Here is a 26,858-nt window from a genome sequence, read left to right as displayed (position 1 = left end):
GAGGAAAGGGAGAGCGCGAGAGGGGACAACCCTTTTTAAAGGGTTTCCCCTCTCGCTTTCTCTTTCCGCCGTCCGCCGTCCGCCGTCCGCCCGTCCGCCCTCCGCTACGCATCAGCCGGGGCGACAAGGCATATCTTCTGCCATGCCCCGCTTTTGTAGCGCAAGGTCAGCACCACGGCCAGCGTGAGCACGTACAGGAAAAGCACGCTCCACAGGGCCACGATGCCGACATGGACGTAGGTCACGACCAGCCAAGCCGGCAGGATCAGGGCGAAAAGGGAAAGGCCGGCCGCGGACAGCATGAGAAAGCGGGTATCGCCCGCGCCGCGCAGCACGCCGAATCCCATGTGGATCACGATGTCGCAGCAGCCGATGGCCGCGCCCCAAGCGAAAAGCGGCCGGCACAAGGCAACGACGCGGGAAAAATCGGCATCATCCCCACGCGGCCGGAAAAACGCCGCCAACTGGTCCGGCAGGCCCAGAAAGAGGGCGATCATGACCGCCATATAGACGGCCATCAGGCGCAAGGCGCTGCCGGCGGCGCGCCGGGCCAGATCCGGCCGCCCCGCGCCCATGGATTGCCCCACCACCACGGCCAGCCCCGAGGACAGACCGAGCAGCGGCATGAAGGCCGGGGTGTTGGCGGACAGGACAAGGCTCGTGGCGGCAAGCTCGGTGGTGCCGAGCCGGCCGGCCAGGGCGATGAAGACCGTCACCGCGAACATGTCGAGGAAAAACTGGGCGCCGCCCGGCGTGCCGAGAACCACCAGCTTGCGGAAAATCGCCGGATTCGGGCGAAAGGCGCGGCGCACGTGGAAGAGGCGGTCGTTTTTCCGCGTGAAAACCAGGGCGACGTAGATGGCGGCCATGGCCCCCCAGGCGGCCACCGTGGCCAGGGCCGAACCGGTCACGCCCAGGGCCGGACACCCCAGGCGGCCGAAAATGAGCACGTAGTTGAGCGGGATATTGAGGAGCGCGCCGCCGAAATTGACCAGCATCACGGCCCGGGTGAGCCCCCGGCCGCTGAAAAAGGCGGCCAGGGAGGCCTCGAGCACCATGAGCCCGGCGCCGAGCATGAGCACCCGGAAATAGATCACTTCCAGCCGCCGCACCTCGGGCGCATGGCCCATGGCGTCAAAGACGATCTCCGAGGCGAAGGACAGGGCGGCCAGGGTCAGGCAGGAGGCTAGGGCGAAATACACGCCCTGCCACAGCACCGCGCCGATGGCCTTGGGCCTGCCCGCGCCCACGTTCTGGGCGATGAGCACGCCGGCGTAGCCCACCGTGCCGAGGAAAAAGGATGTGCACAGGAAAAAAGCCGATCCAGAGGGCATGACTGCGGCCAGGGCGTCCTGGCTGTACCAGCTCAGAAAGAGCCTGTCGGTCAGATGCATGGCGGTCAGCGAGGCCATGCCGGCCAAAAGAGGCAACCCGACCCGCAGCACATGGGCATAGCCGCCAGGCCCATGCCAGCGTTTCATGATGACGACCTCGTGGGGCGACGCGATGGTGCGCCCCGGTTTGGACGGCGGAGGATACGCAACCGTCCGCGAAGCCGATCAGAATGGCAAAGTTGTAATGGTGCGTCAACGCAAAAGACGCCCCCGGCCGGAAACCGGCGCGGCGACAAGGCACCGGGAGCGCGCGTGCCGCCGAAAAAAACGCCGGCGCGGCGGCCCTGTTACGACAACCGCCCACCCCACTCGTGGCCGGGAACTTCCCGGACCTCGGCGCTATTCGATGTTTCGCGGAATTTTTTCCGCCGGCGGCCTGGCCGAGAGCATCGGGCCGTCGGTCGGCGGCGCGGGCTTCACCCGGGCCATCATGGCCTCGTGGTCGCGCAGCACCGAGGCCAGCATGGGCAGGGACAGATGATGGGCGGCGATGCGGGGGATGGCCGCAGCCGGGGTCTGGGCGCTGACCGGCTGGAAGCCGGTCACGAAGCGGTACTTGAGCCCCGCTTCATCGAGCATCTGGGTATAGGCCGCGTTGGTCGAGCCGTAGGGGTAGGCGAAGTATTTGGTGTCGTGGCCGACCACCTGCCGGAAACGCTCCACGCTTTTGCGGATGTCCTCGCGGGCAAAGGCCGCATCCCGGGTCAGGCGCGGGGAATGGCTGTAGGAATGGTTGGCGAAGGTGACCTTGGGATAGGTCTTGAGTTCGTCGATGTCGGCCTGGGTCAGGGTTTTGGGACTGTTGGCGCTGCCCACGTAGGCCATGGGCAAAAAGAGCGTGAAGGGCAGGTTGCGGCGCCTCAGCTCCACATAGGCGTCCATGACCGAGGACCAGCCGTCGTCGATGGCGATGACCACTGCCCCCTCGGGCGGATTGCGCTTTTCGTCGATGCAGCGGACCAGTTCGTCCAGGGAAATGACCTTGTGGCCGGTGCGTTCCAGGTAGTCGAGCTGGGCCGCGAACGCCGCCATGGAAATGGACATGGACGAACGCCCGCCGAAACTGTGGTAGACGAGAATGGTCGCGGCCCGGACCGGGACCGCCGCGAGAAGCAGCAGCAGGCACAAAACCGCCGAACCGGCGGCGACAAGCCTTTCGGCGCGCATGGGCACCCTCCCGGGTATCGCAACTCTTTACGGCGCAAGCCTACCGGAGGCGGCGTCTTCACGCAACCGCGCGGCCGCGTCCATGATGGTGTTCACATACACCCGGCTGTGGTTGTAGGCGTAAAAAACCTTGCGCATGGCCTCTTCGGACATGCCCGGCTTCCAGCCCATGGCCCGCAGGATGTTGCCCAGGCTCATCAGCGCGTCGGCGACCTCAAAGAGGTCGGCCTTGCCGTCGCCGTTGCCGTCCACGGCGTATTTGAGCGCATTGGAGGGCATGAACTGGCAGATGCCGATGGCGCCGTAAATGGAACCGGGAATGGACAGCGGGTCCATGTTCTGGGCGTCGGCGTAGCGCAAAAGCGCCTTGAGCTCGCCGTAGGCCCACTCGCCCTTTTCCAGGGCTTTCTTCTCCAGCCAAGCCCGCCGGTCGGGCGAAGGTTTCTCGTAGGCGAAAACCGACTCCACCCGGGTCAGGTCCTCGGCGGCGGTCAGGCTCGACAGGTTGACCACGGCCACCTGGTCGCCCAGATAGCGCCCGACGCGGGTCTCCACCGCGAGCAGGGCCACCAGGTATTCCTCGGGTACGCCGTAACGCTGCCGCACCCGGGAAAGCGCCTCACGGTTGCGGGCGTAAAACTCCCGGGCCTCGCCCAGCCGCTCCGGGGTGAGCACCACCTCGTGCACCTCCCGGGCGCTGAAGTCCGGATAGGCGATGTTCTCCGGGGCGCGTACCGGATTTTTGGCCAGCTCCGCCAGCAACGCTTCGCTGGCCGCAGGGTTCGGCGGCAGCCCCACCGCCGTCTGGTAGGACTTGATGGCCCATTTGGTCATGCGGTCCAGCCGCCCGTCCACCGGGCCGGGATACCAGCCCAGGGCCGAAAGCCTGTTCTGGGCGTCGGCGACGATCCGCAGCCCGTATTTGCGCATGTAAAGGGCCGTCAGCTTATCGGCCATGGCGTTTTGGGAAAAAGCCATCTCGGCGCGGGAGTACAGCCGGCGCAGCTTGGATTCGGAAAACCCGTCGGCAACGAGCCGGCGCACCACCGGCTCGAAGGCCGGGTCCACCGTGGAAGCGGCCAATGCGGCCAGGGCCGCCCCGAGAAAGGCCGCGACCAGCGCCACCGACAGGGCGTATCCGTACCAGCGCCACCGCAACCGCAATCGCAACCGCGCCATCCAAGCCTTGTCCATCACTCCCCCGACGTCCTCAGGCCGTCCTGGCCCTGGCCAGAGCCGGCGCGATCCGGGACAGGACCGCCACCGCCACCAGGGAAAAGACGAGCCTCCCGACAAATGTGCCCCACAGGCTCGCGCCGATCAAGCACATTAAAAGCGTATCCTCGATAAGCGCGTGGGACAGGCTCATGAGGCTTATGGCCGAAAACACGTCCCGCTGTTCCACCTTGCCCTGCCGCACGTCGAGCAGGATCAGTCCCGAACCGTAGGCCAGCCCCATGACCAGCCCGATGACGGTGATGGTGGCCGCCGCCCGGCCGATGCCCATCAGCCGCAAAAAGGGCATGAGCGCCGTTTCGAAAAGACGCGTCACGCCAAGGGCCCCCAGCACGCGCATGAGCCCGACCAGGCTTGCGATGACGCAGTAGATCATGCCCAGGTTTTTCACCTCGCCCCATGCCCAGGCCCCCAGCCCCGCGTCCGCGGCCGAGGGGGTGAAAAGCAGCGGCGCCGGCTCCGTGAAAAGGTCCAGTCCGGCAAACAGGCCGTGGAGCAACGCGCCCAGGGCGAACCCCGCCGTCAGGCGCAGGACCGCCTGTCCGGTAAAGCCCACGCCGCATTTTTTGGCGATGGCCCCTTCGACGAAAATATTGTGGGCCACGAGCATCATGGTGGCGAGGACGGTGGCCTGGGCCACGGTCAGCGGTTCCATGGTCGGGACCAGGGCGGCGTGCACGGCCAGGGCGGCGTAGAGGTTGTTGGCGATGGCCGTGGCCCAGGTCAGGCCGCATTCCGGGGGCAGGCCGACCAGCCCCATGACCGGGGCCAGGGGTTTGGCCAAAAGCGTGATGAGCCCGAGTTCCTTGAGGATTTTCACGCCGATCAGAATCGGCACCATGACCTTGAACAGGTCGATGCAGATCCGGGCGGCGTCCTTGGCCACTTTTGCAGCCTGGACGGGCAGTTGGGCGAGGCGAAATTGCATGGAGCGGTCGGCCGGGGCCGGTTGTTTAAGGCATCACCTTGTTGTTGCGGCTCAAGGCAGCGTAGCCCGTGAAGACCGCATCGGTCATCACGCCCGCGCCCACGTAGACGGCGCGCCAGTCCTCGGGAGAGAGGGTGACGCCTTCCATGGCGGAGGTGAGCTGTATGTCGTAGACCATGATGGTGAGGTATTCCCGGGCCGGGTCGCTTCCGGCCCTGGCCGCCGCCAGGGCGGCGTCGGTGGTGGCCGCGGCGGACCATTTGCCGGCCCAGGAGGCCACGTAGACCTGCCGGGCGTAGCGCCGGTAGGCGTCCGAGTCGTTGGGCTTGGGCGCGGTGGCCTTGGCCCTGGCCACTTCGATGCGCACCATGGCCACGTTGTCTTCGGTCAGGGGCATGGCTGCCGGAGCGGCCGGCTCCTTGGCCGGTCCGGTCCCGGAAAAAAGGCCGCAGCCGCCAAGCAGCAAGGTCGAAAGGACCAGAAATGCCGTCAACGCCCTACGCGCCATTATAGCCTCCGGGAGATGCGATCCGTGCGGCGCGAAGAAAGCATGTTCCGGCCATTTTGTCCATGGCGGCGGGAGGGTTGCCGACCGCCCCGCCGCGTTTGGGCCTTACTTCTTGGACAGGGTGTCGAAGGCGTTCAGGATGTGGGACGAGTAGACGAAGGCCGCTCCGGCGTTGAGGCCTATGGCCACGGCCAGGGTTTCGAGGAGTTCCTCGCGGCTGGCTCCGGCGTCCACGGCGGCCTTGCTGTGCACGGCGATGCAGGTTTCGCAGCGCGTGGTCGCGGCCACGGCCAGGGCGATGAGTTCGCGGGTCTTGGCGTCAAGGGCGCCATGGGCGGCGGCCGCCTCGTCAAAGGTGCGTATGGCGCTCATGATTTTGGGATTGCCTTTGGCCAACGCGCCGAGATCCTGCATGGCGTCGCCAAGCAATCCCTTCCAATCAGTGGACATGCCGTCCTCCTTATGCTTGCCGCCGGGGGGCGGCGGTTGCCGGAAACGCGGACCCCTCCGCTTCCGGATTGGTCCCTGCTGGCGCAAAACGGCGCGCGGGTCAAGGGCGTGGGCGTCAGCGCCGTCCGGCCCGGGCCATGACCTTGGCCACGTAGTCCCGGGTTTCGGGGATATCGGGGATGGGACCGCCTTTGGGGACGCGGCCGGGGCCGGCGTTGTAGGCGGCCAGAGCCAGGCGCACGTCGCCGTAGGCGTCGAGCAGCCGGCGCATGTAGCGGATGCCGGCCTCCAGGTTGTTTGCGCCGTCGAAGGCATTGTCGAGGCCCAGGTCCTTGCCGGTGCCGGGCATGATCTGCATGAGCCCGGCCGCGCCTTTCGGGGAGACGGCACGGGTTTCGAAGCCGGATTCCACTTCCACCATGGCGGTCACGAGGCGCGGGTCCAGGCCGTGGCGGCGACAGTAGTAGCGGATGAAGGGGACCACCTTGCGCTCGTCCGTGCCGGCGGGCAGGCGCATGTAGTCGAAGGGCCGGTAGTTGTCGCTGAGCTTCTTGTTGCTGAGATGGATGGACCCTTTGGCGTCGCGGTATTCGTAGATGGTGTCGGCCCCGGCCTTTGGCGCGGCGACAAGGACGGCCAGCACGAGGGCCGGGATGAGGCGGCGAAGCGCGAACATGGCGATCAGTGTGCGTGGCCGGGGTAAATTTTGCAAGCCGCTTCGGGGTTGGGAACGTGCGAGAGGGGAAACCCTTTAAAAAGGGCAGTAGCCCCTCTCGCGCGCTCCCCTTCCGTAACTTTTTATGGGAGTACGATCGACAACGAAACAAGGTTGTTGGGGAAAAAGTGCGCCTGGAAGAACCAGGTGGGAGGTGGCCCCCCGGCAGACTGCGCTTAGTGGCGAAAGGCCAGGGCGAAGTCGTGTATGGCCACGGTCTGGGTCTCGCCGCCCGTGGACTCGGTCCAGCCGAAGCGTACGGCGTCGAGTCTGGCGTGGTCGGCGGCGTCCAGGCGCACGGAGCTCGATACGAGAGGCGATTCGGCCGTGTAGTCGGCGGTCACGTCGTCGCTTCCCGCGCCTGTCGGATCGACCCAGGCAAGCACGGTGTAGACGCCCTCCCCACCTTGTGATTCGCGGTGGATTTCCACGCGCATGGCGTGTTCCTCCCCGTCTTCGAGCCAGTTCGGCCCGCCGCCCGAGGCGGCCTGTTCGCGGTAGCCCAGGCTGGTATTGGCCGGATTTTGGGGCGCATCCCCCGCGCCGTGCACGTTGTCGTCGGCGTTCGTATCGCCCGCGCCCCAATAGACGATGGCCACGTGGTTGGCGTTGGACTTGTCGCGCCGGGAATTGGACGATGCGGGGTTTCCGCCGCCCCGGTTGGGGTAGGTGTCCACTTCGACGGCTATCTTCGGAGCTTTTATGCCCTGCCCGCTGATCCCCGGGCCGGCATAGCCCAGGTATTCGCCCATCATGCCCGCAGAGGGACCGCCGGCTGCCGTGGCCGGGTCGTTTTCGGCCGTTACCACGGCGAAGGTGAAGCCGTCGCCCTTGTCCTTGGAGTCGCGCGAATTGTCGTAATCGTCGAAAGTGAAGCCGAAGCAGACGCGCAGGCCGTTTCCCAAGGCGCATTTTCCCGCGTCGCAGGAAGCCTTGCTGCCGGTGTACCACGCCGCCGCGTTCGAATCATGGGTTTCGCCGCCAAGGCGCACCCAGCCGTCGGCGTAGCGGCTGGCGTTACGGGCCCACAGCGAGACCCAGTCCGCATAGGTAAGGCTATTGGATGCCTTGGAGGCATCGGTGCCGAAGACGAGTATGGCCTCGGCCACATTGGTGGCCGCGCCGAGGAGGGGGGCCTGGAAAGCGTCGATATCGTTGGCGAAGGTGATGGTGGCGGCGGTTTGGCGGCGAGCCGTGACGCGCACGTTGGTTTCCTGTGTCGAGCCGGAGCCCACGGTGCCGATGCTGGTCACGGTCACGGAGCCGCCCGCGTCCTGTGCGGATTGGGACAGGGTAATGGTGCCGCCGCCTATGGCGAAGGTGCCGGTGCGGCCGTCGGTCCAGAGGTTGAGGCCAGACAGGGCGAGGTAGTAGGCGCGCATTTCATTGGCGCCGGCCAGTGTCGATATGACGGCATGGGGAGAGGAGAGGACCAAGCCTGCGGCCAGGCCGGAGAGGACCACGAGCGCGCCGATGGTGAATAGGAGGGTGGAGCCGGATTGGAAAACAACCGGATTGATCGTTTCGGCATTCGGTACAGACCCACCGTCGCAATCCATGGCACCCACTCGCCGTAGTAAAAAGACTGCTTACGGCGAAATGGATGATGGAAAAGGTGCCGTGAGCTTAACGGCAATTGATACAGGATCGTCAGGTGGATTCAATCTTTTTATCAAATCAATAAACTAATATAAACATACAAATTCAATACAAACGTACATTTATATTTTCTATTTAGTATAATCAGAATCAACTGCATATGCAACGGATCCCCCACCGAGATCAATTGTGCCTTTAGAATACAACGTTCCAACGACACTCGTAGTTGACTTACCCATTATATCGCCCTGAGCAAAAATTGTTCCAACCCATTTATGAGCATCAGTATTAAATGTAACATTTCCTCCAACTTCAAGATAAATTCGTTTTGCATAGGCTATAAGATCAGAATCGGAATAAGATGCGGCACTAACACAGCCACCACCAGAAGATGTCTTTAGCGACAATATCCCAGTCAATTTAAAATTTCCATTAACAAAAATATTAATATAAGAATTTTCATCTGACAGATCTAAACATAAACCACCCTTAGTAAGGTTAACACTTGCGAATACCCAACTTTCATCTTTAATATCACTTTTACCCTTAATCACATACGGGATTCCCCAGTCATCCGTTGGGTCTAATTGTGTCGGTGTCCTATCTTTATAATCCGGCAATTCATAGCTTTTACATTCAGTCGGTGCGGTTGGAGTTGCAGGTTTTGTGCTTACTTTTATTGCACTGCCCCCCAAGCGTGAAGAATCTGGCCTAGGTTCGAACACACCATAATAATAAACGTTTCCATTAATCCAGCTTCTCCATTGCTGTCCAGATACATTTCCACCAGATATCACCTCTTTTTTAACAGTTGCGTTTCCAATATCAACATTTCCAACGGCATATATTGACCCATCAATAGTACCTCCTGAAATAGTAACATTACCACCTGCATAGATATCGCCCACCAGCGTGCCATTACTTATAGTCACATCAGTAACGGCATATATATTACCCGTCATTGTTTGTCCGGATGATTTTTCAACATAAGTTCCTGCATGAACATCTCCATTCATCGTAACATTCTTTATTTTTACATATGTCTGTGCATTAACAGTGCCATATACCGGATGCCCACCATCTAAAATAATACACGTATTAGAACACACATGTGAAGTACCATCAGATAAACCCAAATCACCGCCATTGTAATCAAGACAATCGCCTGCCCCAATATAATCTAAAGAGCCATTAATATCGACGCCACCATTAAATTTATAGGCTGAAAACATATAATTGCCAGTCATTTTGTCGCCTACAAAATTTAAAGTCTCTGCAATACCTGTATTTCTTGGTAGAGTGAGGGGGCTCTCTGAAGGAGGAAGAGTATAGCTGATTGTATTACTGTCCCCCTTCCCTCCCCCATATATAACATAGGAATAAGCGCTCTTATCGTTTGCATCCTGCACCGTGCCGATCAAATTCGTGATCTGATATGTCCCATTCACACCATTCGTAGTCAAATTCCCCAACTGATAGGAAAATGTACCGTTGTCGGGCATTGTATAGGTCACAACATCAGTTCCACCCATCTGGCTTGTGAACTTACTGAAATTGATTTGTGCGTTTTCAGCGGATTCACTGACGGAATTGAGAAACTGCAATCCGGCATTGGCATTGTAATAGGCCCGCATGCCGGCTTCCTGCTCCAACTTTCCCCGCGACGCCGACGGACTCATGAGCGCCACACCGGCCGCGACAGAGCCAAGCACGACAAGCGCCCCGATCATCCACAACAGCGTGGAACCGGACGACGCCCGGAAAACTGGCCCCAAGAGCCCCACAAAAGCGTGGTGATGTCGCATCATGGCATACTCGCTACTCTTTGACTTTGTTCAGTGCCACCCGGGTGGAATACGCCTGCGAGAACCCCTGGCTGGGATCATCCCCGACCATGGTAAAGGCGATGCCGATCAACGCGGTACCGCTGCTGTCGAACGTAGGGGTAGCGGTTGCGGCATAGTTGGGATAATAGGTGAACCGCAGCGAATCGGCGGCGACGCCATCCGTCAATATATACCCAGTCCCATTCAATGAATACATTATCTTATTGTCAGACTGCGATATCACAATCGCATCATTATCAAGCGACGTGTTGTAGGAAATGGAATTTGCCCCCCCCGAAGAAGACGCAACCTTCAGGTAGGTAAAGTCGATCGTCATCCGCTGCAAGGCGTTCTGAGCCTTTTGAACGGCGGCGGCCGAATTGCGCGCCATGGTGTAGCCATCGACGAGATTGGTGAACATGCGCGTTGTCAAAAGCGCCACGACGCCAAGCAGGACCAGCACGCACACCATTTCCAGCAACGTGAATCCACCCCGGCGGGAATCGTTCTTTCTTCGCGCACCGTCCATATCAATTGCTTCCCGGAATATTGCAATTCACATTCGCACTGTTGCTGCTGAAAAGATAACTCAGGCTGACGCCGGAAGTGGCGTCCGGCTTGATGGTCACCAGCAGAAACTGATACGCGCTGGAATTGGTGACAAAGGCCTTGTCCTCCGGGCAAACGAACCGCTTGTCCGTGATGAGGTAGCTCGATCCGTTGCCATACGTGGACTGACTCGTCCCGACAGCCCCTAGTGCGGTATTGAACCCAACCAAGTCGCCCGCATAATTTCTCTGCTGATTCGAGATCATGTTCTCCAACACAAGTTGCAGGCTGGCGTCGGTCTGCAACTGCTTGACCGGGATGTCCGTGCGCGTGATGCCCGAAGAAAAATAGGACGCGGCAATCACCGCCACAATCCCGAACAGCACGAGCGTCATGATGATTTCCAGCAGGGTGAACCCCGGCGAGGCGGCAACAGACGGCTTGCTCATGGCACAAACCCCGTAAATGGCGTGACCGTGACCGTGACGGGCAGGCCCGATTCCGTCAGCGTGACCGTCTGCGCCGCGCCAGCCGGATCGGCGGTGGCGTCCAGGGTGGCAATATGGCCCACGACCGGTTCGCCGCGCCAATTGAACAGGATGACGTTCGCATCCTTGCTCAGGGCCCAGGTGCAGGTGACCCCGTCCGGCAAGGTATGCGTCGGCGTGCTCTGGCCAAGCAACACCGGATTTTGCGACGTGTTGTCGGTGACCAGAGTGTAGCCCGAGGAGGTGAAGGAAACGCCCCAGGTGTAGACGTCGGACATGGCCCGCGACTGGGCATACCGCAACACCGAGCGCAAAGCGTCGGCCTCGGCCACGGCATGGGGATTTCGCGGCTCAAGACGGGTCACGACAATGATGGCGAGAATGCCCAATACAATGAGGACGACGACGACTTCCATAAGGGAAAATCCCCGCCGGGCCGTAAGGCCCCGCCCGAAGACGCGCCTGCCTCTGTCGCCTGCTGCCACCTTGTCCATGCGTAAATCCCAGCCTTGCGCCAAATCTACCCCAAAGCACGACATTCGTGAAGCACCGGGCGCAACGTCCCGGCTCCCTTCAGCCGCGCCGCAACATCTCCTGGAGCGACTCGATTTCCTTGACCTTGTCCGCATCGCCCGGCCCCGCCTTGGCCTTGGCCATGGCCAAAAGCAGCCCGCCCTCCCGGGACTTGCCGCTGGCAATGGCCGACATGGCCAGATCGTACAGGTCCGTGAACTTCGTGCTGAACGCCATGGGATTGACCACGGAAAGCAGCGTCTCATACGCCTTGCCGAATTCCTTGAGCCGCGCATAGGTGGCGTAGAGGTTTCGCACCACCATCTCGCGCTCGGACGGCAAGGCCCGGGAAAGCGCCTCCTTGTTGCGCGAAAGCGAATCCTCGTAACGCCCTTCCTTGAACGCGGCCAGCCCGTCCAGGGCATAGCCCATGTAGCGGGCCGGAAACCGCTCCATGAGGCGCGCGGCGATCTCCGACGCCTCATGGGTGCGCCCCTCGGCCAGCAGAATCTTGGCCGCCACCGTGTTGACCGTAAGCCCCTCCGGATAGACCGCCAGCAACCGCTGGCACTCGGCCATGGCCGCCTTCCGCTCCTTGGCGTCCATGGCCTCGTAATCGGCCGTGACGCAGGTCGCCGGGGACAGCGCCGTAAGCTTATAGCGGGCGACAAGATCGGGATACTTGTCCGCGTCGGCATAGAGCGTCAGCATGTCGTCGAAAAAGACCGGCACGAAATGGCCCCCGATCTTCTCGAGGCGCTTGGAAAAATCCTTGTCCTGTACGTCGCCCAGCAAAAATCCCGGCGCATAATCCCGCAGCACGCCGCGCATGATCTGCACGTCGCCAAAGGCGTTCACGCTCGTAAAAAGGTCGAGCCCGGGAAAGAGCATGGTCTGCATGTCCATGTAAATCTTGTACTTGGGGAAAAGACGCCACTGGAGATAGCCGCCGGGATTGGGCACGTTGAAAATCCGTCCCCCGGGCCCCTTTTGCATGAGAAAATCGCAGACCCCAACCGGCAGACGGGCCGTATCCACGGGATAATGCGGCCGATAGCCCAAAAAAGCGGCCGAAGTCCAAAGCGTGAGCGCCACGGCCGCCAGCGACACGATGGCCGCCGCGCGCGCCTTGAGCGGTCGGGCGAAGCGCGCGACGGCCAGGGCCGTCACATCGCCCAGGATCGGCAGCGTGAGCAGCATGTATTCGTAGGTGAACCGGCGCATCATCGGTAAAAGCACGATGCCGCCGGCAAAAAGCACCACCCGGCTGACCCGCAGACGCCGGTTGACGGCCAGCCACACGCCGCCAAGCGCGGCAGCGAGAACAAGGGCGTTGGTCACCCCGGCCATGAGCCGCTCGTCGGGATAGAAAAAGAGCGCCAGAAACCTGTCCAGCGGCTGGGCGGCCAGCTCCATGACCACGCGTTCGTGAAACGGCGGCCCGCCGAAGGCCTTGGCCAGGAGCGACAACCCGGCCGGGGTGACGCAGATGGCGTAGAGCGAAAGGATGGCCGGCCAGCGCACCGACTTGTACCGGGCGGCGGCGCTCTCGCGGCGCATGAGCTTGGCCAGGAAATATTCGCCCAGATAGGCGCCCAAAACGAGCATGACCACGGGATACTCCACCCCGTGCAGGTTGGCCCAGACAACGGTCAGGACCGGCAAAGCCCAGGCGAGGCGCTGGCGGTAATTGAGCACGTAATGCAAAAAGATGATGAAAAGGTAGGTGAAGGCGTGGGGCCGCAACAACACCTCGCGTGGCTGCAAGGCCAACGCATAGGCGCAGGTGAAACAAAGCGTCAGGACGGCCGCGCCCGTGCCGTCGTCTTCCCGGGCGGCCCGAAAGTAGGTGAAAATGCCCCAAACCGCGGCCAGATACAACGTCGCACGCAGCAGCGACAAGGCGACATAGCCGCCCACCTGATACAGCCCGTGCACCAGCACCTGGAAAAGCCAGTAGTAGTCCACCCAGCCCTTGCCCGCCGGGGCGTAGGAGAAAAAGGGCGCGTCGGGCAGCCGCATGTGTTGGACGATCCAGGCCCCGCCGGTCAGATGGTACCAGAGGTCGAAATCCAGGGCTACGATGGGCCAGCGTCCCCACAGAACGGCCAGACCGCAAAAAAGGAGCAGGACGGGCCAAGGCTTGAAGGACCGGCCCCAGGAAGAAACGTGCTGCATCATGTTCTCAGGAAAAGCGGATGTTGTGGCGTGCGGACCGGCGCGGGCTCAAACCGCAACCACGACAAGGCTGGCGACGCGCGCCCGAGTATGGTCGTTTCGCAACATCGGCGGGGTCACGTTCCGCCCGCAAGGGGACTGTTCCAGTTCCCGGTCACGTTTTGCTCTTCGATGTTGGCGGTGATGGAGACGTCGCCACTGATGTTTCCGGTACAGTTTATTGAAGCGGCGACCTCCGGACTATCAACAATGACCCACCCGCAGATATTCTGGGCATCCGCGTCCAGGGCAAGGCCGGCCACGGCCCGCCGGGCGAATTCCAGGCTGAGTTGGGTCTGGGCGGCGGCAACGAGATTTTGCGCACCGCGCCGTTTCGCCTCGTCTAGCAAGGAATCATAATGGGAGACGGCGGCGACGGCAAGAATGCTGAGAAGGACCAGGACACTGACGAATTCTATAAGTGTAAATCCAGAGCAGGTATAAAAAGTATAATCCGACAAGCAAGACTTCTTGCCGGTTCTGCATATTTGAATATTCCTTTCCCCGGAAATCATATATTTAAAGAAGAGACGCCACAGACGATGCTTGCGGCGTCTCTTCCATTAGCACAATGAAACGACATTCCCAACTGCAATTAATTGGCTTTGGGTTCGGTGGCGGTGGCTGTGGCTTCAGGGCTGTTCCAATAACCGGTCACGTCATCTCCGCCAGGGACATTCGCCTTAATGGTTACATTGGCTTTCCAGCTGTCGCCCGTGCACGAGACATTTCCACCCGAGGTACCATTGCTCACAACCACTTTCTTACATTCATCCGCAGGGCTGCTTGCGGCTGCAGTTGTATTGAGCAGCTGGGCCGCATACCCCATGGAAAGTTGGGACTGCGCGGCCGCGACCAACCCCTGCGCGGCGCTCTTGCGGGCATCTTTCTGCAGATCAATATACTTGGGCACGGCCACCACGGCCAGGATGCCCAGGATGACCAGAACGGCGATGATTTCGATCAGGGTAAAGCCCTGCTGTCCTTTTTTGCGACGATCGGCGACTTGCAGCATTTCCATTCTCCTCCGATAAGCAGTGTTTGCGCCCAAGGCGGGTTATTTTTTATAAGCATGCATCATGCCAACAAAGCCACATTCCCTTAACGAACCGGTTTCCGGACGTTTTGCCCGACAAACAGTTCAAGCCCCTAAATGTCAGGCCGCATAATACTCCAAATTTTGATGAAAAGAACATCAAATTTTGGAGATTAATCCGCGTCCCCGCCGGAATCCTTGAACGCACCCGGATGGATGCCGAGCTTTTTCACCCGGTGCCAGAGGCTGCGTTCCTTGATGCCAAGAAGCGCCGCCGCCCGGGCCTGCACCCCGCCCGTGCGCGACAGCGCGGCCTCGATCAGCGACTTCTCATAGGCCGTAAGCCGCCCGTCCAGATCGTTCCCCACGCCGGCGGCGCCGGCGGCAGCGGCGGCATCGGGCCCCCCGGCCGCCAGACCCGGCAGATGGACCGGGGAAACCGCCATCGTATCGCCGCACAGCACGGCCGCCCGTTCCATGGTATTTTTGAGCTCGCGCACATTGCCCGGCCAGTCATAGGCCAAAAGCCGCTGCAAGGCCTCGACCGAAAGCGTGGCTCCGGGGCGAAGCGCCTCGAGAAACCGTTCGGCCAGGATCGGGATGTCCTCCCGGCGCTCCCGAAGCGGCGGCAGGGACAGCGGAAAGACGTTGAGCCGGTGGAAAAGGTCCTCGCGAAACGTGCCCTGGCGGATCATGGCGGCCAGGTCGCGGTGGGTGGCGGCCACGATGCGCACGTTTACGGGCAGGCCACGGTTGCCTCCCAACCGCTCGATGCGGCGCGTTTCCAGCGCCCGCAGTATCTTGGACTGGGTCTCGAGCGGCATGTCGCCGATCTCGTCCAGAAAAAGCGTACCGCCGCCGGCCTGCTCGAACTTGCCGATCTGGCGGGAAACGGCCCCGGTAAAAGCGCCCTTCTCATGGCCGAACAGCTCGCTTTCCAAAAGTCCCGGCGGGATGGCGGCGCAGTTGACCGCAACGAATGGCCCGGCCGCCCTGGGGCTTTTGTCGTGGATGCCCCTGGCGGCCAGCTCCTTGCCCGAACCCGATTCCCCGAGGAGCAGCACTGTGGCGTCTGTCGCAGCCACCTTGAGAATCTGGGCGAACACCCCGCGCATGATCCGGCTTTCCCCCACCATGTCCGGAAAAAGCGCTCGGGCGTCCAGCTTGCCGAGTGTCTCGGCCATCTGGTCGGCCACCAACCCCAGCCGGTCGAATTCCCCCAGGACGAGGCCCGAAGCGACGGGTGAGGGGGGCAAGACCGGCGGCGCGGTGGAAAGAAGGCGCCGTATGGGGCGCAGGGCCACAAGGACGAACACCGCGGACACCCCGGCCACGCAGACGCCCGAAACCAGCGCCATGACAGCGGGGCTCCCCGCCGGCACGAGGTGCGGAAAAAAGACCGGCAGCCAGGAGGCGCACAGTACGGAAAGGGCCGCAACGCCACCCAGGATGACAGGGACCAGCACCGCCAGTCCCGGATCGAATCGTCGCCGCATGCCCTTGCCGTCCAATATTGCCTTTTTACGCTCCCTGCCGTTGTCCCGCGCCCGTAGCGCCCCGCTTTTCACTTGCGCCGCCGGCAGCTCAATGATGCAGCGACACCTGGGCCATGTCCCACATGGGCAGGAAAATGGCCAGCGCGAAAAACCCCACCACGCCGGCCAGTCCCACGATCAGAATCGGCCCCAGGGCATCGGACAGGCGTTTGACCGCATAGGCCACCTCGGCGTCGTAGTGCTCGCTTATGGCCGAAAGCATGTCGTCGAGATTGCCCGACTCCTCGCCCACCGACACCATGGTCACCACCATGGGCGTGAAATACTTGGCCCGGGAAAGCGGCGCGGAAAGCCCCTGCCCGGTGCGGATCATGCCTTGAATCCGCCTGAATTCCTTGGAAATAGCCGCATTGCCAATAGTTTCGACCAGGATGTCGATGGTGGTCAGGACCGGCACGCCGCTCGATTGCAGGATGGCGAAGATGGAGGCGAAGCGCGACATGGCCGCTTTCTGGAACAGCTTGCCGATGATCGGCACATGCAGAAAAAAAGCATCCCGGGCCACCTGGCCGCCTTCGGTCTTGAACCAGAAATACAAGGCCGCCACAACGGCGACCACCCCGGCCACCAGGGCATACCAGTAATGGGTGATAAAGAGGTTGGCTTGCAAGGCGATGCGCGTGGGCAACGGCAGTTGGACGTGGGCGTTGGCGAAGATCCTGGCGAAAACCGGCACCACGAAGGTCAGCAGGAAAAAAAAGGCCCCGACGAGCGCGATCACCACCGTCATCGGATACTGGAGCGCCGAGCGGATATCGGAGCGGACCTGATGCTCGTGGGAAATGATGTAGATGAGCCGGTCGAGCACCTCCGGCAAAGCGCCCGCCGTCTCGCCGGCCCGCACCATGCTGACGTAGAGCGGCGAAAAAACGCCCTTGTGCACGGCCAGGGCCTCGGAAATGGATGCGCCTTTTTTGACGTCGTCGGCCATACGGCCGCAGAGGCGCCGCAGGCGGGGGTTTTCCGTCTGCTGCTCCAGCACCTTGAGGATCTCGAGCATGGACAGCCCGGCCGCGAGCATCGTCTTGAACTGCTTGGTGAAAAGGATCAGTTCCTGGGGCTTGACCCGGGACAGCGCCGCCTCCAGGACACTGAACGTGCCGCCGCCCGAGTCGCCAAGTCCGCGCTGGACCGACACCGGAATGTAGCCCATGGCGGACAGGCGGTTTTTGGCGCCGTCGGGGCTCTCGGCCTCGATGGCGCCCCGGATGGTATTGCCGGCCTCGTTTATGGCTTCGTAGGAATATTGCGGCACGACGCGGCGTCCTTGTTAGCGGGCGGAGGCATCAGAGCATGACCGCCGAGGAGGCCTCTTCGAAGGTGGTCTTGCCTTCCAGGATTTTCAGGCGCGCGTCGTCCTGAAGCAGTTTCAGCCGCCCCGAATCGGCGGCGAACCGGGAGATCTCCCGCGACGTGGCGCGCTTGGCCACCATTTCCTGGATATCCTCGTCGATGACCAGGATTTCGTAAAGCCCGACGCGCCCCTTGAATCCCGTATCGCCGCACATGTAACAGCCCCGGCCCCGCATGAAAACCGCACCTTGCGTGTCTTCCAGGTTCCAAAACCGCAGCACCTCGGGCTTTGGCGTGTAGGGCTCGGCGCAGTTGGGGCAGACCCGGCGCACCAGGCGCTGGGCAATGGAGGCGACCAGCACCGAGGACACCAGAAACGGCTCGATGCCCATGTCCATAAGCCGCATGACCGCGCCGGCCGCGTCGTTGGTATGCACGGTGGAGAGCACCTTGTGGCCGGTGAGCGCCGCCTGGGTGGCGATGGCGGCAGTCTCGGCGTCGCGGATCTCGCCCACCAGCACCACGTCCGGGTCCTGGCGCAAGGTGGAGCGCAGGGCGCTGGCAAAGGTCATGCCGGCCCGACGGTTGAGCTGCACCTGGCGCACGCCGTCCAGGCGATACTCGACCGGGTCCTCCAGGGTGACGACGTTGATGTCCGGCCGGTTGATCTCGCGAAGCAACGCGAAAAGCGTGGTGGACTTGCCCGAACCCGTCGGCCCGGTGGCCAGGAACATGCCGTAGGGCTTTTCCACCACCAGCCGAAGCTTGGCCAGGTCGTCCGGGGCAAGGCCCAGGTCGGTCAAAAGCAACCCGCCGGCGCTCATGTCCAAAAGACGCAACACCAGATTCTCGCCATGGATGGTCGGCAGGGTCGAGACGCGGATGTTGATCTCCCGCTTGTCGATGGCCACGGTGAAGCGGCCGTCCTGGGGCACGCGGCTGACGGCGATGTCGAGGTTGCCGAGAATCTTGATGCGCGAAACGATGGGCAGGATCATGGGCTTGGGCGGCGAGGGCACGGCCTTGAGCTTGCCGTCGACGCGCATGCGGATCTGCACCTGGTCGCGCTCGGGGCTTATGTGCACGTCGCTTGCGCCCTCGCGCACGGCCTGGGACAAAAGCGAATTGACGAAGCGCACCACCGGGGCCTCGCCGGCCATGTCCTCCAGGGAGCTGACCTGCACGTCCTCGGTCGTGCGCGCGGCCGGCTTCTCGTCGTCGCGCATGCTCTCGATGCTGTCGAGCACGCCCTCGAGCCCGAGTCCCATGCCGTAGATGGCGCTGGTCAGGTGGCCAAGCTCCCGCTCGGTGCAAATGACGGGTTCCACCTCGCAGTTCTTGTAGATCTCGATGTCCTCGATGGAACTGACGTCGAGGGGGTCGGGCATGGCCACCCGGATGAGGTTGCCCGTCTTTTGCAGCGGCACGAGCCGGGCGCGCAGGGCCATTTCGGCCGGAATGATGGCGGCCAGGCTGCCGTCCACCGGAAAGCGTTCGGGCGTATATTTGGAAAGCCCCATTTGCCGGCTGATCAGGTCGACAATGTCGGATTCCTTGACCGTGCCTTCGCGCACGAGCTGCTGCCCAAGGCGCAGCCCGGCCCGCTTGCCGGCGGCAAGGGCCTGACGCAACTGGTCTTCGGTCACAAGTCCGGCGGAGACAAGCATCTCGCCAAGACGCAGACGTTTTCTGGGCTCCATTCCTCTTCCCCGGGTCCGGCAGGCGCGGAAACGCCCGTGTGATCACGTTATACGCGCGGTCGGCCCTTCCCTGTCACGGCTTGGGCATTTCGTCCAGGTCTACGGTTGTCCGGGAAGCGGCGACGGCTGCCGTTCGGCCACCTGCCGGACGGGGGCCTTGGCAACCACGGCGGCCACGGCCCGGGTCACGCCGGGGGCCGGTCGGGAGGCCGAGCCGAGTTCCGTGAAATAGGTCGTGCCGGCCGGATACCCGCCCAGAAGCACCGCCCGGGCCGCAAGTTCCCGGGGAAGGCCCGCCAGGGCCGCTTCCGCCGCTGCCTGATTGGGGTACAAAACGGGCAGCACCACGTCGAAACGCAGGCTCGCATCGGGCAGCCGGGTGCAGAAAAGCGAGAGTTCCGTCGTGGCTATATGGCGGGAAATAAAGGCGTATCCCTTCTGCAACCCGTCGACGCCGGCCACCTTGACCAGGTACGATCCCGCCGGAGGAGCGGCGGCTTCGATGGGCGGAAAGACCAGGGTTTCGCCGACCCGTATCGTGTTGAAATGCTTGCCCGGATTGGCGACCGACAGTTGGGCCAGCACCTTCCTGCCGCCGTTGCCGTAGAGCCGCGCCGCAAGCCTGCTCACGCTCCAGCCCGGGCGCATGACGCAGGCGCCGATCCTGTCCGGCGCGGCCGCCTTTCCGGAAACCGCGTCGCCGGCAACGGGCATGGCCGGCGGCAGTTCGGGAGAGATCGCGGCGGCGGCCACGGCCGATGCTGCCGGCAAGCCGTCGTCCGGGGCGACCACAATGATGTTCTCCGGCGCGTTCGGCGGCAAGGCGGCGGCCGCCAGATCCAACGCCGCGGCCATGTCCCGCCCCTGGCGCGCCCCGGACTCCGGCGCGACGGTTTCGGCCGTGGACGGGACCGCCCTAGCCGTTGGCGAGACGGTCTCGGGCGTTTTCCCGGCCGCTGGCGAGGCGGCCGGGGCTTCGGCTTGCACTGTCCGGGAGGCGACCGGGCTCGGAGCTTCGGCCGCCGGCGACACGACCGCGCCACCATGCGCGGCCAAAAGCGGCACGGCCGGTTTGGCCAAAGCGGCCTCGGCTACGGGAGCTGCCGGCATGGCCGGCGCCCGGTCGCCGCTCGGCGCAAGGGCCGGGGCGGGAGCCTGGGCGGGGGACAGGGAAGCGACCGCCCGGGTCAGGATCTCCGCGCCGTGGCGCACGAACGGCGGCTGGCCGCTTACCATGCCGACGGTGATGAGCCCGGCCAGGGCGCAGCCGGCGGCAAGCCCTCCCCGACGCAACCACAGGGAAGTGCCCCCCCGCTGCTCCCTGGCCGCCCGGCCGACCAGCCCCCAGCCGATGCGCTGGCGGCCGAAACCGACAGCCAGCAGCATGGACAGGTGGCAAAGCCGCACGATCTTGCGCGGATAGCCGCCGGTCAGGCGATGGATGCGCCGGCAGGCCAGGGACGTGAACACGGCCGGGACGCGCCCTTCCGGGGAACACAGGGCCAGACGGGTCTCGATCATGCGCCGGGTCTGGGGCCTGGTGAGCGGCAAGAGCCGGTAGCGAAAATTGACCCGGTCCTCGAGGTTGGGCCGCGCGGCCAGCACGTCCTCGAACTCGTTTTGGGCGAAGATGACGATCTGCAACAGCTTGTGGGTGTTGGTCTCGAAATTGAGCAGTTCGCGCAAAAGCTCCAGGCACGGCGGCGTGATCTTCTGCCCCTCGTCCACGATGAGGGCCACGATGCGCCGGCCGTCCTGGCCACGCCGCAGCAGCTCGGCCTTGAGCGCCTCGCGCAAAAGCCCCGCGTCGCGCCCGAGCGACGCCGCGTCCAGGCCGAACAGCCGGGCCAGGGACAACAGGAAATCCTCGGGCGTGGCGTGGTAGGGGTCGTCGATGAAATGCACCTCGATATCGTCGTCGCCGTCGAGGAGCCGGGTCAGTTCCCGGCCGAGCGTGGTCTTGCCCGTGCCCACCTCGCCGAGCACCACGTTGAGTCCGCGCCGCAGACGCACGGCGATTTCCATGTGCTGCAGGCATTCCAGGTGGGACGGGGCCCGGTAGAGCAAATCCGGGTCCGGAGAGTTGGAGAAGGGCTCGCGGACGAGGCCCAGGGCCTTATAGTAGCTCATGGCACACTCCTTTAGGGTCTGACGACTTCGGCCGCCGCGACGGGCGAGAGGGCTTTGGGGTCGACGCGATCGGCCACGGGCGGCACCGGCGCGATGGGTTTTTCCTTGAGAATGATGGGCGTTATGAAAATAAGCATCTGCTCGCGCTCGACGCTCGAGTTCTTGGACTTAAAGGCCCAGCCAAGCCCCGGGATGTCCCGCAAAAAGGGCACGCCGGAGTTGCCGTCGGACACCGTGTCCCGGACCAGCCCGGAGATGACGATGGTCTCGCGGTCCTCGACCACCAGGTTCGACTGGGTCTCGCGCTTGTAGATGTAGGGGTTGCCGTCCACGGTGCGCGTGGTGTCCACCTGGTCGTCCTTGACCGTGATCTTCATGCGCAGGTTGGTGCCGTCGACCACATGGGGCAGGATCTCGAGGCGCAGGGTGGCGTTGGCGAACTGGACGTTGGTGCCGTTCTGGGAAGTGGAGGTGTAGGGCACGTCCATGCCGTTTTCCACGAAGGCCGTCTGGTTCTCCATGGTGGTGATGGTGGGGCTGGCCAGGATTTTCAACTTGTTCTCCTCGGCCAGGGCGGTGAGCTGGGCCTCCAGCACGTTTTCCCCGATCTTGCCGAACAGGAAGTCGACCCCGGCGCCGGCGGCCCCAAGGCCCGAGGCCGTGGTCAGGGAATTGGTCAGGGCCGGATAGTTGAGGCCGAAACCGTTGCCGGACGTGCCGCCGGGGAAAATCGGCGTCGACACGTTGCTGGCGCTCGTGCTGCCGCTATTGGCGTTGGAGGAACTGCCGGAGCCACTGAGGGTTGCGTTGGAGGAACCGCCGGCGGCCGAGGTCGAACCGTTATTGCCCGACGTCGTGGTGGTGGAGCTCGTCGCGGTCTGGGCCGGGGACATCCGGAAGTTGGAGTTTTTCAGCACCCCGCCCCACTGCACGCCGAGGGCCTGGGCCGTGGTCCGGTCGGTCTGCACGATAAACGCCTTGAGCTTGACCTGGGGACGCGGCTTGTCGAGCTCTTCGATCAGCGCCACCAGTTTTTTCGCGTCTTCCTCCGGGGCCTGGATGATGATGGAATTGCTGTGCTGGTCCGGCACGATCGAACAATTGAGCTGGCCGGGCCGACGCCCGCCCGGGCCGTGCATCTTGATCGTATCGTTGGTGGACCGGTCCGGCGTGATGTTGCGGGCGGTCTGGCCGGCCGGCGTCGGTTGTTTGGCCTGCTGCTGCCCGGGCATGGTCGCGCCGGAAGAGCCGCACATGGCCGAAAGCGTGGCGTACATTTTGGAAAGTTCGGCGTAGTTGATCTCGACCCGGGCCGTGACGTCGGGCTCGAGCTCCCTGGCCTTGGCCATTTCGGCCGCCACTTTGTTGCTGGTTTCCTTGAGCTTTTGCTGCTGCTCCATGTCGGCCACGGTCATCACGCGGATGATGTCGCCCTCCACCGAGTAGGTCAGGCCGTTGGAAGCCAGGATGCTTTTGAACGTCTCGTCCCAGGGGGCGTCGGTCACGTTGACGTTGATGCGAAGCCCCTTGCCCTGCTGCGGCCCCGCGCCGGAGCCGGTCGAACCGGGAATCGACGAGGAAAGCACCACGTTCTGGTTGGCCGCCCGGGCCATGGCCCGCACCACGGCCACCAGGTCCGTGTCGTACATGCGCAGCGTCACTTTCTGGGTGGGCAAGGGCCGCGCCGGCTTCTCCGCAACCTTGTCCTTCTTGGAGGCGAGGGCCGCCTTCTTGAATTCGATCCGACGCGGATGACTCGTCGGGGAATAGCCATCCGACTGGGCGGCCCGGGCATCCCAATGCTCGATAAAGGCATCCTTGTGCGGCTTTTTCACGCAACCCGGCGCGGTCAGGGACACCGTCAAAAGCGCCGCCAACGCGGCCCTGCCCCACTTCCCCGCCTTCATGACGCGACCTCGCATATGCATTCTCCCATCCTGTCCGGCGCGACACGCCATGGCTTAGCGTCCATGGGCGTCCTGCCCCCGGGCTTCCTGACCCTCGTAGGGAATCGTCACCTGCTGCCCGTTGGCCAGACTCTCCAACACCACATGGTCCGGGGCGATGGCCACGACCTTGTAGCCGCCGCCATCCAGGGCGTCGCCGACCTGGTATTCCATGCCATCAACGACGGCCAATTTGCCGCTGCCAAGCTCCACGTATCCCGAGTAGTGGGGCAAAACCGCTTGTTGCACGGAAGCGCGCCCGGACAACGGCTTGTCGTAAAAGGACGTTACCGGCCATTTCTCGCCGATGGCCGCAACCAGCGAGCTCTCGGCCGGGCTCAGATCCGAATCCTTGATGGCGCGCAACAGGTTCGCGGCCTGGGAGGCGTCGCCGGGATTGGGCTTGCGGGCGGGCGGAGACGAAGGCCGGTCCAGCGTGATCCAAAGCCCGATCACGGCCGTGACGCAGACCGCCGCCAAAAGGATTTTCTCGCGTTTGCTCATTGCCCAACCCGCCTACTTGATCGCCAGCCAGCATTTCATGGCGTATTCGCGCCCATCCGCGCCGGCCATGGTGGACACCGACTCCACTTTGACCAGGGGCCCGTACCGGCCAAGGACCAGCATGAATTCCCGAAAGGCCTCCGCCGGTCCCAGAAATCCGAACCGAACCGCCAGCAGGCCCTTTCGCGTTACCGAGGAAGGGTCCGGGGAAACGCGCGTCACCCGCAGCCCGAGCGGTGCGGCCATGTCCCCGAAAATCGTGTTGAGCCGGCCCACGTCGGACAAGGGCAGCGTGGTCTTGCCGCCGACCGGGCCCACCTGCTGCAAATGCTCCCGGGCCTGGGTGAGCAACTTGGTGACCGGGGCGAACTGGCGACGCATGGCCAGCGACGCCTGCAAGTGCCCGACCTCCCGTCTGAGTTCCCGGGCGGCGTGGTAATCCGGCACGATGAAAAGCGCCATGAACCCTGCCGCGATGACCGCGCCCGCGACCAGAAATCCCACGGTACGGGGCGGCAGGCGGCGCTTGATCTCGGTAAGCTTCATGGCTTGGTCTCCGAAAGCTCGAGGCCGATGACGTAGCGCAGTCCCGAAGCGCCGTCGGCAAGGGGTTCCAGTTCGCTTTTTTTGACCGTGACATTCTCGAAAAGCGGCTCCCCTTCGAGGGCCACCACATAGCTGGCCAGCATCGAATCGAACAGGCGGGCATCGCCGGTGATCATGCCGTCGATGACCAGACGCCCCGTTCCCGCCGCGTCCTTGCCTTTCTTGCCGTTTTTACCGCTCGGCTCCCGCGGCTCCCGCGGCGCGCCGAGTTCGGTGGTCAGCGTACCGACGCCGACGCCGTCCGGCGCCAGGGCCAGGGCCCTCTCCCAGACGCCGACCGCCTGGTTGCGCCCGGCAAAGGCGCGCAGCATCGCCCGCTTGGCGCGAAGATCGTCCGTCATCTTCGACAGGGAGGCCACGTCCATGCCGCCGCCCAGGGACGCCAGTTCCCTGTTGACCGCGTCCCGTTCCCGGGTGAGCGCACGCCGGGTGGAAGCGGCGTCGAAGGAAAAAAACGCCATGGTCGCGAGCACCAGGGCCAAAACGATCAGCGTCCACTGCTCGAGCAGGCGCGAGACCCGGGCGGAAGCCTTTTCCCGGTAGGTGAAAAACACGCTCGGCGTGACGTCCACATCGGCCAGGGCCAGTCCCAGGGCCTGGCTCCAGGCCGGGCCGGGCAGCATCCAGCCGTCGAGGAGCGGCACCTTGGGCACGCGCTCCCCCAGCAGATCGAGGGGGGTGCAGCGAAGTCCCGTCTGTTCTCCGATATAGGACACGAACGTCTTGCTACCGCCCAAAAGGCCCGACACGGTCAGGTGCGACACCGCGTCATAGCCGAACGACTCGCGGTAGTGCTTGAGCGTCATTTCCACCTGCCGCACCAGCCGCGAGGCCACGGGTTCGAGCATGCCCATGACGTCCTCGGGCTCGAGCCCCAGGCCGGGATGGCAGGTGCCCAGATCCTCGCAGCCGTAGATGATGCTCCAGAAAAGCTCCCGGGCCTGCGCCTTGGTCACGCGCGGCCGGTCCGGCTTGTCCGCGCTTTTCGGGGGGGGCGTGACCTCGGGTTCGGGCTCGAGTTCGAGCACCAGGCCCGTTGCGGCATCCCCGCCGTCGTCCAGGTCCAGCAGCGCCTCCCCGGCCGCGCCCGGGGCCAGGGCCATGCCCTGTTCCGGCACGGGCGGCGGCGTGGCGGACAGGTTCGCCTCCAGGGCCTCCATCACGGCCTGTTCCATGCCCGACATGGAAGTCTTGATGACCCGCACGAACATCAGGTTGCCGTCGTTGAAAATTTCCAGGCGCGACCAGTTCTGGCCCACATGGAGGTTGGCCGTGGCCCCGGCGGCCTCGTGCAGGATGCGGCGGCGGTAGAAGTTCTGGTCGGCAAAGGATTCGAGGGTGAGCCCGGCCAGGGGAAAACCGGCCTTGGCGAAATCGGCCCGCAACGCCTCGACGGCTTCGCGCGGCGCGGTGTAGGCCAGCCCGCCGAGCCGCTCCATGCCTTTTTCGGTCGTCTCGCCCCGGCGTTCGAAATCGAACACCACCGAAGCCTCGTCGAAGCTCATTTCCTTTTTGGCCGTCCAGAACATCGCGTTGTCCACCTGGCCGGAGGACACCTTGGGGATGGTCACGAACTGGATGTTGGCCCGGGAACTCTGGTCCGCCGCCCAGATGCGCGGGGCCGGGCCGGGGCCGCACAGCTCGGACAGCGTGCGGCGCAGCAAGGCCGCAAAGCCCTCCTTGCCCGGCGCGACACCCTCCGGCACGGGGACGACGACGGCCCCAAGCACCTCGAAACCGGCATCGTGGCCACGCACCTTGATACAGGTCAGTTGCGTCTGCCCGATGTCCACGCCGACGGAAACGGCCTTGCCGAAGGAAAAAAGACGCGCCCCCCTCCCCGTTTTTTGCTCCGGGGGGGCGCTCGCCGCCGTTTTTCCGGCCGGTCGGCGGATCATCTCCAGCAGCCGCTGGTTCGGCGTGGTTGCTTTTTCCTTGGCCATCGTCGTGTTCCGTTCAGATCATCCGGTGTTCGTTTTCCAAAAGCGGCGCTGTGGCCTATCCCTGCAAGCGCGTCAGCCGTGACACTTCGTCATGGCTGATGCGCCAGCCGCGTCCGACCTTGACGCCGTGCAGGGTGTGGCCCTTGATGAACTTGCGCACCGTCTGGTCGCTGCATTTGAGCAGCCTGGCCACTTCCTGCACCGTGTAGGTTTCCTTGATCTCTCCCACGTGTTCCCGCATGGCGCATCGCTCCTTATCGCTATCTAACGATACTTACGGTCGGCTTGGGCCAAAAAAAAACCCGGGTGCGCGCGCAACGCGCCATCCATCCGTTCCACTTTTTTATTTCCCACACGCAACCGTTTCATTCCGTTAATCTCCCCGGCGGACCTTCCCTCCGCCGTTTGCATCCTAACCGGTCAATTCCCCGGGACTTCCTGAAAACGGACCACCCGGGGCACCCTCTTCCCTACAAAACCCGTGCCCAGCACAACCGGCCTCCACGCGGCGATTCCAAAACCACCGGGCTTGATGCTAGGGTGGGTCAGCGCAA

Annotated in this window: 24 protein-coding genes; all 24 read right to left on the bottom strand. The window is 63.3% G+C overall.

Features of this window, described 5'->3' with window-relative positions:
• Positions 1–104: 104 nt before the first annotated feature.
• The 24 genes from K9F62_11825 to K9F62_11710 all read right to left on the bottom strand — a co-directional run bounded on the left by K9F62_11825 (position 105) and on the right by K9F62_11710 (position 26,545).
• Positions 105–1,481: an MATE family efflux transporter gene (locus K9F62_11825; protein UJX39417.1), complete on the bottom strand. Its 1,377-nt coding sequence runs from the start codon at positions 1,479–1,481 to the stop codon at positions 105–107.
• A gap of 252 nt (positions 1,482–1,733) precedes the next feature.
• On the bottom strand, positions 1,734–2,561 hold the full coding sequence (locus K9F62_11820) for a polysaccharide deacetylase family protein (protein UJX39416.1): 828 nt from the start codon (positions 2,559–2,561) through the stop codon (positions 1,734–1,736).
• Positions 2,562–2,588: 27 nt separating this feature from the next.
• Positions 2,589–3,755 carry a lytic murein transglycosylase gene (locus tag K9F62_11815; protein ID UJX39415.1) on the bottom strand — a complete coding sequence of 389 codons (1,167 nt, stop codon included), beginning with the start codon at positions 3,753–3,755 and terminating at the stop codon, positions 2,589–2,591.
• A 16-nt stretch (positions 3,756–3,771) separates the two neighbouring features.
• Complete coding sequence (locus K9F62_11810) at positions 3,772–4,725, bottom strand: hypothetical protein (GenBank protein UJX39414.1); 954 nt, start codon at positions 4,723–4,725, stop codon at positions 3,772–3,774.
• A 25-nt stretch (positions 4,726–4,750) separates the two neighbouring features.
• Entirely contained in the window at positions 4,751–5,233 is a 483-nt protein-coding gene (locus K9F62_11805; GenBank protein ID UJX39413.1) for a hypothetical protein, read from the bottom strand.
• 105 nt (positions 5,234–5,338) lie between these two features.
• Complete coding sequence (locus tag K9F62_11800; protein UJX39412.1) at positions 5,339–5,683, bottom strand: carboxymuconolactone decarboxylase family protein; 345 nt, start codon at positions 5,681–5,683, stop codon at positions 5,339–5,341.
• 115 nt (positions 5,684–5,798) lie between these two features.
• Positions 5,799–6,359, bottom strand: coding sequence for a lytic transglycosylase domain-containing protein (locus K9F62_11795; GenBank protein ID UJX43193.1), 561 nt, complete (start codon positions 6,357–6,359; stop codon positions 5,799–5,801).
• A 215-nt stretch (positions 6,360–6,574) separates the two neighbouring features.
• Positions 6,575–7,957: a hypothetical protein gene (locus K9F62_11790; protein UJX39411.1), complete on the bottom strand. Its 1,383-nt coding sequence runs from the start codon at positions 7,955–7,957 to the stop codon at positions 6,575–6,577.
• 171 nt (positions 7,958–8,128) lie between these two features.
• Positions 8,129–9,631, bottom strand: coding sequence for a polymer-forming cytoskeletal protein (locus K9F62_11785; protein ID UJX39410.1), 1,503 nt, complete (start codon positions 9,629–9,631; stop codon positions 8,129–8,131).
• Positions 9,632–9,815: 184 nt separating this feature from the next.
• Positions 9,816–10,352 carry a prepilin-type N-terminal cleavage/methylation domain-containing protein gene (locus K9F62_11780; protein UJX39409.1) on the bottom strand — a complete coding sequence of 179 codons (537 nt, stop codon included), beginning with the start codon at positions 10,350–10,352 and terminating at the stop codon, positions 9,816–9,818.
• 1 nt (position 10,353) lies between these two features.
• Entirely contained in the window at positions 10,354–10,821 is a 468-nt protein-coding gene (locus tag K9F62_11775) for a type II secretion system GspH family protein (GenBank protein UJX39408.1), read from the bottom strand.
• On the bottom strand, positions 10,818–11,276 hold the full coding sequence (locus tag K9F62_11770; protein ID UJX39407.1) for a GspH/FimT family pseudopilin: 459 nt from the start codon (positions 11,274–11,276) through the stop codon (positions 10,818–10,820). The genes K9F62_11775 and K9F62_11770 overlap by 4 nt, the downstream gene beginning before the upstream one ends.
• Positions 11,277–11,433: 157 nt before the next feature.
• Positions 11,434–13,554, bottom strand: a complete 2,121-nt coding sequence (locus tag K9F62_11765) for a pilus assembly protein TadD (GenBank protein ID UJX39406.1) — start codon at positions 13,552–13,554, stop codon at positions 11,434–11,436.
• A gap of 113 nt (positions 13,555–13,667) precedes the next feature.
• Entirely contained in the window at positions 13,668–14,051 is a 384-nt protein-coding gene (locus K9F62_11760; GenBank protein UJX39405.1) for a prepilin-type N-terminal cleavage/methylation domain-containing protein, read from the bottom strand.
• Positions 14,052–14,185: 134 nt separating this feature from the next.
• The gene (locus tag K9F62_11755; GenBank protein ID UJX39404.1) at positions 14,186–14,605 is read right to left on the bottom strand and encodes a type II secretion system GspH family protein; all 420 of its coding nucleotides are present in this window, start codon (positions 14,603–14,605) and stop codon (positions 14,186–14,188) included.
• Between the two features lie 194 nt (positions 14,606–14,799).
• Positions 14,800–16,122: a sigma 54-interacting transcriptional regulator gene (locus tag K9F62_11750; protein ID UJX39403.1), complete on the bottom strand. Its 1,323-nt coding sequence runs from the start codon at positions 16,120–16,122 to the stop codon at positions 14,800–14,802.
• 88 nt (positions 16,123–16,210) lie between these two features.
• Positions 16,211–17,437, bottom strand: a complete 1,227-nt coding sequence (locus K9F62_11745; GenBank protein UJX39402.1) for a type II secretion system F family protein — start codon at positions 17,435–17,437, stop codon at positions 16,211–16,213.
• Between the two features lie 31 nt (positions 17,438–17,468).
• Positions 17,469–19,175: a Flp pilus assembly complex ATPase component TadA gene (gene tadA, locus K9F62_11740; protein UJX39401.1), complete on the bottom strand. Its 1,707-nt coding sequence runs from the start codon at positions 19,173–19,175 to the stop codon at positions 17,469–17,471.
• Positions 19,176–19,274: 99 nt separating this feature from the next.
• Positions 19,275–21,305 (bottom strand): AAA family ATPase, encoded by a 2,031-nt coding sequence (locus K9F62_11735; GenBank protein UJX39400.1) that lies wholly within the window; start codon positions 21,303–21,305, stop codon positions 19,275–19,277.
• A gap of 11 nt (positions 21,306–21,316) precedes the next feature.
• Positions 21,317–23,212, bottom strand: a complete 1,896-nt coding sequence (locus K9F62_11730) for a secretin and TonB N-terminal domain-containing protein (protein UJX43192.1) — start codon at positions 23,210–23,212, stop codon at positions 21,317–21,319.
• 54 nt (positions 23,213–23,266) lie between these two features.
• On the bottom strand, positions 23,267–23,755 hold the full coding sequence (locus K9F62_11725) for a hypothetical protein (GenBank protein ID UJX39399.1): 489 nt from the start codon (positions 23,753–23,755) through the stop codon (positions 23,267–23,269).
• Positions 23,756–23,767: 12 nt separating this feature from the next.
• A complete protein-coding gene (locus K9F62_11720; protein UJX39398.1) occupies positions 23,768–24,301 on the bottom strand; it encodes a hypothetical protein in 534 nt (177 codons plus the stop codon).
• Positions 24,298–26,304 (bottom strand): hypothetical protein, encoded by a 2,007-nt coding sequence (locus K9F62_11715; GenBank protein ID UJX39397.1) that lies wholly within the window; start codon positions 26,302–26,304, stop codon positions 24,298–24,300. The genes K9F62_11720 and K9F62_11715 overlap by 4 nt, the downstream gene beginning before the upstream one ends.
• A gap of 55 nt (positions 26,305–26,359) precedes the next feature.
• Complete coding sequence (locus tag K9F62_11710) at positions 26,360–26,545, bottom strand: helix-turn-helix domain-containing protein (protein ID UJX39396.1); 186 nt, start codon at positions 26,543–26,545, stop codon at positions 26,360–26,362.
• Positions 26,546–26,858 lie beyond the last annotated feature (313 nt).

Origin of the sequence: Desulfovibrio sp. JY (assembly GCA_021730285.1) — a bacterium.
Classification (GTDB): domain Bacteria; phylum Desulfobacterota; class Desulfovibrionia; order Desulfovibrionales; family Desulfovibrionaceae; genus Solidesulfovibrio.
The sequence above is the reverse complement of the archived record's forward strand: the minus strand, read 5'-3'. Positions and strand labels throughout refer to the sequence as shown.

Excerpts from the sequence above, each read along its gene's own strand:
- K9F62_11820 (UJX39416.1), bottom strand. The coding sequence starts at position 2,561 with ATGCGCGCCGAAAGGCTTGTCGCCGCCGGTTCGGCGGTTTTGTGCCTG.
- K9F62_11780 (UJX39409.1), bottom strand. The coding sequence starts at position 10,352 with ATGGACGGTGCGCGAAGAAAGAACGATTCCCGCCGGGGTGGATTCACG.
- K9F62_11720 (UJX39398.1), bottom strand. The coding sequence starts at position 24,301 with ATGAAGCTTACCGAGATCAAGCGCCGCCTGCCGCCCCGTACCGTGGGA.
- K9F62_11785 (UJX39410.1), bottom strand. The coding sequence starts at position 9,631 with ATGCGGGCCTATTACAATGCCAATGCCGGATTGCAGTTTCTCAATTCC.
- K9F62_11795 (UJX43193.1), bottom strand. The coding sequence starts at position 6,359 with ATGTTCGCGCTTCGCCGCCTCATCCCGGCCCTCGTGCTGGCCGTCCTT.
- K9F62_11810 (UJX39414.1), bottom strand. The coding sequence starts at position 4,725 with ATGCAATTTCGCCTCGCCCAACTGCCCGTCCAGGCTGCAAAAGTGGCC.
- K9F62_11730 (UJX43192.1), bottom strand. The coding sequence starts at position 23,212 with ATGAAGGCGGGGAAGTGGGGCAGGGCCGCGTTGGCGGCGCTTTTGACG.
- K9F62_11770 (UJX39407.1), bottom strand. The coding sequence starts at position 11,276 with ATGGAAGTCGTCGTCGTCCTCATTGTATTGGGCATTCTCGCCATCATT.
- K9F62_11805 (UJX39413.1), bottom strand. The coding sequence starts at position 5,233 with ATGGCGCGTAGGGCGTTGACGGCATTTCTGGTCCTTTCGACCTTGCTG.
- tadA (UJX39401.1), bottom strand. The coding sequence starts at position 19,175 with ATGGAGCCCAGAAAACGTCTGCGTCTTGGCGAGATGCTTGTCTCCGCC.
- K9F62_11800 (UJX39412.1), bottom strand. The coding sequence starts at position 5,683 with ATGTCCACTGATTGGAAGGGATTGCTTGGCGACGCCATGCAGGATCTC.
- K9F62_11775 (UJX39408.1), bottom strand. The coding sequence starts at position 10,821 with ATGAGCAAGCCGTCTGTTGCCGCCTCGCCGGGGTTCACCCTGCTGGAA.
- K9F62_11765 (UJX39406.1), bottom strand. The coding sequence starts at position 13,554 with ATGATGCAGCACGTTTCTTCCTGGGGCCGGTCCTTCAAGCCTTGGCCC.
- K9F62_11755 (UJX39404.1), bottom strand. The coding sequence starts at position 14,605 with ATGCTGCAAGTCGCCGATCGTCGCAAAAAAGGACAGCAGGGCTTTACC.
- K9F62_11815 (UJX39415.1), bottom strand. The coding sequence starts at position 3,755 with ATGGACAAGGCTTGGATGGCGCGGTTGCGATTGCGGTTGCGGTGGCGC.
- K9F62_11750 (UJX39403.1), bottom strand. The coding sequence starts at position 16,122 with ATGCGGCGACGATTCGATCCGGGACTGGCGGTGCTGGTCCCTGTCATC.
- K9F62_11725 (UJX39399.1), bottom strand. The coding sequence starts at position 23,755 with ATGAGCAAACGCGAGAAAATCCTTTTGGCGGCGGTCTGCGTCACGGCC.
- K9F62_11715 (UJX39397.1), bottom strand. The coding sequence starts at position 26,304 with ATGGCCAAGGAAAAAGCAACCACGCCGAACCAGCGGCTGCTGGAGATG.
- K9F62_11710 (UJX39396.1), bottom strand. The coding sequence starts at position 26,545 with ATGCGGGAACACGTGGGAGAGATCAAGGAAACCTACACGGTGCAGGAA.
- K9F62_11735 (UJX39400.1), bottom strand. The coding sequence starts at position 21,305 with ATGAGCTACTATAAGGCCCTGGGCCTCGTCCGCGAGCCCTTCTCCAAC.
- K9F62_11790 (UJX39411.1), bottom strand. The coding sequence starts at position 7,957 with ATGGATTGCGACGGTGGGTCTGTACCGAATGCCGAAACGATCAATCCG.
- K9F62_11825 (UJX39417.1), bottom strand. The coding sequence starts at position 1,481 with ATGAAACGCTGGCATGGGCCTGGCGGCTATGCCCATGTGCTGCGGGTC.